2 protein-coding genes are annotated in these 7,087 nt (G+C 63.8%); both read right to left on the minus strand.

Annotated elements, in window-relative coordinates; translation table 11 throughout:
• A partial coding sequence (locus EN993_RS28505) for a non-ribosomal peptide synthetase (protein WP_127265444.1) occupies positions 1-6,162 on the minus strand: 6,162 nt, incomplete at its 3' end.
• Between the two features lie 98 nt (positions 6,163-6,260).
• On the minus strand, positions 6,261-7,087 hold an 827-nt coding region (locus EN993_RS28510), incomplete at its 5' end, for a 4'-phosphopantetheinyl transferase superfamily protein (RefSeq protein ID WP_206532432.1).

Genomic DNA, 7,087 nt, shown 5'->3' on the forward strand with positions numbered 1-7,087 from the left:
GCTCAGGCTCTCTTGCCTGGTGCGCAATTCCATTTCGCCCGGGATGAGGATTTCAGTGGCGTTTTCGGCGTGTTCACCATTCCTGGTCTGCTCGATGAGACGATCGACGCGTTCGGTGAAGTCGGCCAAGGGCATGAACCGCTCGGGATCGAGCGCCATGAAGAAATGGCCGTAATCCGGCGTGTGAGAGCCTTCGCGCAACCTGTCCTGATGGTGGTCGCTGCCAAAACCGGCGCCTGTGAGCACGCCGGCAAGCACTTCCATCACCATGGCCAGGCCATAGCCCTTGTGTCCGCCGATCGGTACGCCGAGCCCGGATGCGAGATCGCTAAGGTCTGTCGAAGGCCGCCCGAGCCGGTCCAGAATCCAGCCGGCCGGCAACGGACTGCCTTCGGCGACCGACAGGCCGATCTTGCCGCGCGGCGCTACGCTCATGGCGACGTCGAGAAGGATGGGAAAATGCCGCCCCGCCGGAATGCCGACGCCGAGCGGGTTGTTGCCGAATGTCGGCGTGACGCCGCCGGTCGGCGCCAGGATCAGCGGTCCGTTGGTCGTGCACAGGCCGATCAGCCCTTTCCGTGACGCCTGCCAGACATAGTGGCCGGCGGCGCCGAAATGGTTGGAGCGGCGGACACCGACAATGCCAACGCCGTGCCTGCCCGCCTTTTCGATGGCGAGGTCCATCGCCACCGTGCTGACCCACTGGCCGGGGCCGTTGTCGCCATCGATGCGCGCGATGGTGGCGCTGTCATGTTCGATGCGGATTTGCGGGTGCGAATTGATCTTGCCCGAGGCAATCCGCGTGGCGTAGCGAGGAATGCTGACAATGTCGTGCGTCGGCTGTCCGCGCAGGCTTGCCTCGAGCTGCACTTCGGTGACGATCGCCGCCCCCTGCGCGCTCAGTCCGGCCCGTGTCAGCGCTTCGCGGCCATAGGCACGGAGGCTTTCGATCGTCACCAGAACTTTCGCCGCGTCCGCACCCACCGGTGTAACCGCAACAGTTTGCCCAAGGCCCGCCCGGGAGGCAGCGTGCGCCAGATCGGCGATCGTCTGGTGCTGGTAGAGCTGACGCAGATCGATGGCCAAGCCGGCTTTGCCGGCTTCGACGACGATGTTGATGCTGAGGAGGGAGTTGCCGCCGAGATCGAAGAAATTGTCGTGCAGGCCCACCTCCTCCAGCCTCAGAACCTTCTTCCAGACCGCCACCAGGATCGTCTCGGCCTCCGCTCGCGCCACGCCATGCAACGCGACCTGGCCCAGGGGAGCTACGCCGGGAATTGACCGCGTCGCGGCTTGCGGCTGGCCGGCGAGCAGAGCCCGCCGGTCGATCTTGCCGTTTGGCGTGCGCGGCAAGCGATCCAGGATGACGATGCGTTGAGGCAGCATGTATCGCGGCAGCTGCCGCCGCAGAAAATCGCGCAGTTGCCGAGAGAGAGCCGACGCTTGCGCGTCATGCGGGGCATTGACCGCAACAAAGGCGACCAGGCGTTTGCGATCGCCGATATCGTCATCCTCGATGGCATCCTCGACAACACCGACGAGACATTCGCGTACCTCCGGATGCGTGTGGATCGCAGCCTCGATCTCACCCGGTTCGATACGGAAGCCGTGCATCTTGATCTGTTCGTCGGCACGACCGACAATTTCGATCGTCCCGTCAGGCAGGCAGCGCGCCAGATCGCCGGTTCGCTGCAACCGCTCGCCCGCGCTGAACGGGTTCGGCACGAGGTTGCCGGCCTCGGAGCCATTGATGTAGCCACTGCCGACACCCGCGCCGCCGATATACAGCTCGCCGCTGATGCCGACCGGAACCGGACGGCGGAATGGGTCCAGCACATAGGCCTGCGTATTGGCGATCGGCCGGCCGATCGGGATCATTGCCGCCGAGCCGGCCTCGACCGGAATGGGGTAGACCGTCACGATTCCCGTCGTCTCGGTCTGGCCAAACATGTTGATGAATTCTGTCGCCGGCTTGCAGAGGCGCCGCCATTTTTCGACCAGGGCGCCCGGCAGAGGCTCGCTGGCCGACAGCATCAGCCGCACCCGATTGTCGAGCAGTCTTTGGCGCACGGATGGATCGAGCGACATCAGCATATGCAGGCAGCCGGCCGAAAAGGACGGGACGAGATCCACCACCGACACGCGCTGGCGGCGCACCATCTCGAACAGCACATGCGGGTCGCTGATTTCCTCGACCGAAGCGATCGAAACCGTCGCACCGCACGACAAGGGAACGGCAAACTGCCGCATAGACGAGGAAAACGAAAACGAGGCGGTGTGCAAATAGATGTCGTCTGGTCCAAGTCCGATCGCGCGGACCATCGCCTCCGCGTAATGGCCGACATTCGCCTGCGTGATCATCGCGCCCTTGGGGCGGCCGGTGGAGCCCGACGTATAGATGACGTAGGCGAGCGCATCGGGTACAGCGATGACACCCGAATTGCCGGGATCCTGCTCCGCAACGGACGACCGGCAGGCGTCGATGCAAATGGCCGGCCTGGCGGCGGGTTGGCCCGATGCCTCCGGCTGAAACGCGGCGCCGAATTTCGGCAACAGCGACGTCTCGGTGATGAGCAGTGCCGCACCCGCATCGGCCAGCATGAAGGCAATGCGATCGGGCGGGTAGTCGGGATCGAGCGGCAGAAACGCGCCGCCCGCCTTCCACACGCCAAGCAGCACCGCCAGCACCTCGGCCGACCTTGGCAGGCAGACCGCCGTCAATGTCTCGCGGTCGACGCCGCAACTGCTGAAATAGCGCGCGAAGCGGTTGGCCCGCTCATTCAGCTCGCGATAGGTGAACCGCTGATCTTGGTCCAGCACGGCGACAGCATCGGGCGTTCGCTCGACCTGCGCCTCAAACAGCTGGATATAGTCCTGCCCCAACAGTTCTCGGGCTTGCGTGCGGTTCCAGTCGGTCTCGATCTGGCGACGATCGACCTCGGGCAACAGCGGCAATTGCGAAAGCGTTTGCGCGGGATCGCTTGCTATGCCTTCGAGCAAGGTCTGGAACTGCCGGGCCAGCCGATCGATGGCGGCTGGCTCATGGAGATCGGCGTTGAATTGCCAGGCCGCGACCATCCCGTCCGGGGTTTCCGACAGGTACAAAGCGAGGTCGAATTTCGCCATCGCCTTGTCGACGCTCAGCTTCCGTGCCGCAAGATCCTGCGCGAAATCGAAAGACGGTCCCGCCACATGATCCGGGACGTTCTGGAATGCGAACATGACCTGGAACAGGGGCATGTGGCCGGGATCGCGCGCGATCTTCAGTTGGTCAACGACGCGTTCGACGGGGACATCCTGATGCGCGTAGGCGTCGAGCGCCATCGAGCGGATGCGGCCGAGCAATTCGACGAAGGACGGGTCACCGCCCAGCGTCGTGCGCAAAACCAGCGTGTTGGCGAAGAAGCCGATGAGCGGCTCCAGTTCCTTCCTCGGGCGATTGGCGATCGGCACGCCGACGACGCAATCATCCTGACCGTTGTGGCGGAAGAGCAATGTCTTGAAGGCCGCCAGAAAGACCATGAACGCGGTCGCATCCTGGCTTCGGCCGAGGATTTTCAGGCGATCCGTCGTTTGACGATCGATCTCGACCTGAACCGTGCCACCGCGATGGGACTGGACCGCCGGGCGAGGCCGGTCCGTGGGCAGCGTGCAGGTCGGCGGCAGAGCCTTGAGTTGCCGGACCCAGTATGCGGTCTGGCGTTCGATTTCCACGGTCTCGATGCCGCGCTGCTGCCAGGTGGCGAAGTCGCCGAACTGCAGCGGCAGTTCCGCGAGCGGCAACGCCCTGTTGTCATGAAAGGCCTGGTAAAGCTGCTTCAGCTCGGCATGCAGCACACCGATCGACCAGCCATCGCAGATGATGTGGTGCATCGTCAGCAGCAAGGCATGGTCCTGCTCTGCCAGCCGAACCAGACTGGCGCGAAACAACGGACCTTGCGCCAGGTCGAACGGTGCAGCACTTTCCTCCGTCGCAGTGCGCATGGCCTCGGTGGTTCGCGCGTCCGCCGCGTGGCCGGTCAGGTCGATTATTTCCAGCCTGGTTTCCCGAAATCCGGAAACGACCTGGACCGGGTCGCCGTCGCGCAGGTGAAAGGTCGTGCGCAAGATGTCGTGGCGGCGGCGAATCTCATCGAGCGCCAACGCCAAGGCACGCTTATCGAGCGCGCCTCTCAGCCACAGCGAGGCCGACATGGTGTAAGCGCTGCCGGCGCCCATCCGGTCGAGAAAAAAGACGCGCTGCTGGGCTGAGGAAAGCGGTGCGGGCTCACCCTCCTGTCGGCGAGGAATGCGTGTGGTTTCCCGCTCGGACGTCGGCCCCCGCTCCAGCCGCGCCAGGCCATCCGCGACGAGGTTGGCCATCTCTTCGCCGATGCGCTGGGAAAGCCGCGCCACGGTCGGGCAGTCAAACATGCAATCGACCGGCAATGTGACCTCGAATATGGCATGCAGCCGGACGAGAACCTGCATCGCGGTCAGCGAATGACCGCCAAGGTCGAAGAAGTCGTCATCGATGCCGGGCGGCTCGGTTCCCAGAACCTCGGCAAAGACCGCCGCTACCCGGCGCTCGATCGCGGTTCGCGCAACCACCTTGCCGGTCTGCGGCGAAACAGGTTGACCGTCCTGTTCTTGCAGGTTCAGCGCCAGAGCCAGATGCCTGCGATTGATCTTTCCGCTGGCATTGATCGGAATCTCATCGACCAGCACGATCCGCTGGGGCACTTTGGAGCGCGCCAGCCGCTCGGCGACAAAGCCGCGGATCTGCTGCGCCGACGGCGCTTTCCCCGGCTTGGGGACGACCGCTGCGGCAACGGTCTCGCCAAGCACTGGATGGGGGATGCCGAAGACGACCGCTTTTTCGATGTCGGGATGGTCGAGCAGGACTTGCTCCACCAGCGCCGGCGCAATCTTTTCACCGCCGCGATTGATGGTGTCCGTCAGGCGGCCGGAAACGAACAGATAGCCGTCAGCGTCGAGATGTCCTCTGTCTCCTGTCCGCAGCCAGCCATCGACGAAAGCGGCCTCATTGGCAGCAGGGTCGCCATCGTAGCCAGGCATGACATTGGCGCCACGAATGACAATTTCGCCGCTCTGGCCCGGCATCAGGAGACGCCCGGCTTGATCCATGATGGCGATCTGCGGACCTGCGGACCTGCCGACGGAGCCGCGCTTGCGTTCGAACGGCGGCAGGCCGTTGCTGGCAATTTGCGGCGCCGCCTCGGTCATCCCGTAGGCCTCGACGAACGGCACGCCGAACACGCCTTCGATATCCGCGATCCATTGGGGTGGCATTGGCGCAGACGCCGAACGAATGAAGCGCAGCCCGGCCCGGCGCGGGTCTCCCGAGTAAAGACGTATCTGGTCGAGGATTGTGCGATGAATGGTCGGCGAGGCCGAATACCAGGTCGGTCTGAATTCTTCGAGGCCGCTGAAAAAGCAGTCGGCGGAAAAGCCCGCCAGGCTGACGTAGCAACTGCCTGAAACCAGCGACGCCAAAAGGCTACTGATGCCGTGGATATGGAACAGCGGCATCACGCCCAGGCAGCGGTCGGTGTGCCGCAGATCCAGTGCCACGCAGATGTCCTGCGCCGAAACGCAGAGGTTTCGATGGGTGAGCGGAACCAGCTTGGGCTGCGCCGACGTGCCCGATGTGAACAGCAGCAGCGCGGTATCGTCCGGCGTTGCCGCATTCTGTTGTGAGGCCTTGCGCTGATCATCCCGAAGTGTCTCGCCGACACCGGTCAGCGAAAAGCGCCCTGCCGCCGCACCCGGCTCGGCAAGCAATTGCAGGACGCGGATATTGAGCGAGGCCGCCACGGCAAGCAGCGGCGATTGCCAGCCATGCGGCACGATCAGCGCCGTGGCGCGCAGCGCGGCCAGCTGCGATTCAAGTTCGCGCATCGGCCATGCGGGGTTCAAGGGAGCGCATGCCGCGTTGGCTGCGACGGCCACGATCGCTACCGCGGCTTCCGCACCCTCGGGCAACAGCAACGCGACACGGTCGGATAGGCCGATGCCCTCCAGCGCCAGTATTTCGCCGACATAGTGGATCTGGGCAGCCAACCCTGCAAAGGTAAGCGCAGGCTGTGCCGCGGCCAGAAGGGCCACCGTCTGCGAATTGTATCCGGCATGCCGGTTCACATGGTCACGTATTGTGCCCATCAGATCCCGATCCGGGATCGACGTCGATCAGAAATACCCACCGTTCAACCCAAATAGCCTGTGCCCGGTTCCCTGAGTGCTTGCTGGCGGCGCGGCTGTCAACGCGCGGAGAGCTCAAAACATGAAAACAGGGTTCCGTCGCTGCTGCCGAAGCGACCCTCAAAACAGCGGCTGTCGATCGCCGCCAGGTGCTTTGATGGAACGATCCGGGCCTCGGCGGCGTGGTTCTCCACGTCCAGTTCGACACGAACATCGTGAAACGCCAGAAAACGACCGGTAAGCGGGAAATACATTTTGTAGAACGCTTCCTTGATCACGAACAGAAGCTTTGGCAGGTCGCAGCCCAGGCCCCCTTCGATCTCTTCCCGCCCCTCCAGTTCGGCGGCGTCGGACACCAATCGCGCCAGTTCGCATGAAAGGGGAGAATCCTCCTCGATATCGATGCCGACGCCGAGGAATTCGGTGGATGATCCGACGGCGACGACCCACAGGTTTCGAGTATGAGAGATGGAACCGACAATAGCTGTCGGCCAGACTGGTGCACGATTGTCCCCGATCGGGATGACGATGCCGCCTGCGCCAAAGCCCTGCAACGCCTGCCGGGCGTAGAAGCGTCCCGCGCGAAATTCGCGGCGTCGCGCCGGCACGACATTGCCCAGCGAAAGTTCTTCCTCGAGCAGCAGGTCGCGATCGGCTGGAGTGAGATCGCCGCCCTCGACGACGATGCCATCGCTAACCAACCGCCGGACAGCTGTCACCAGTTGGACTGACGAACGATGGTCGCGGAATTCCGGCTCAACAGGCAATGCCATTCCTTTGCCGGGTGCAATTGCTGCCCATTCGATGCTGTCGCGAGTTGTATCAGAGCGTCGCCGATCCGGCCAAGGCCTGGGTATCTGGGGCTGAAATCTGACGGCACGAGACA

The organism is Mesorhizobium sp. M7D.F.Ca.US.004.01.2.1 (assembly GCF_003997785.1).
Classification (GTDB): Bacteria; Pseudomonadota; Alphaproteobacteria; order Rhizobiales; family Rhizobiaceae; genus Mesorhizobium; species Mesorhizobium loti.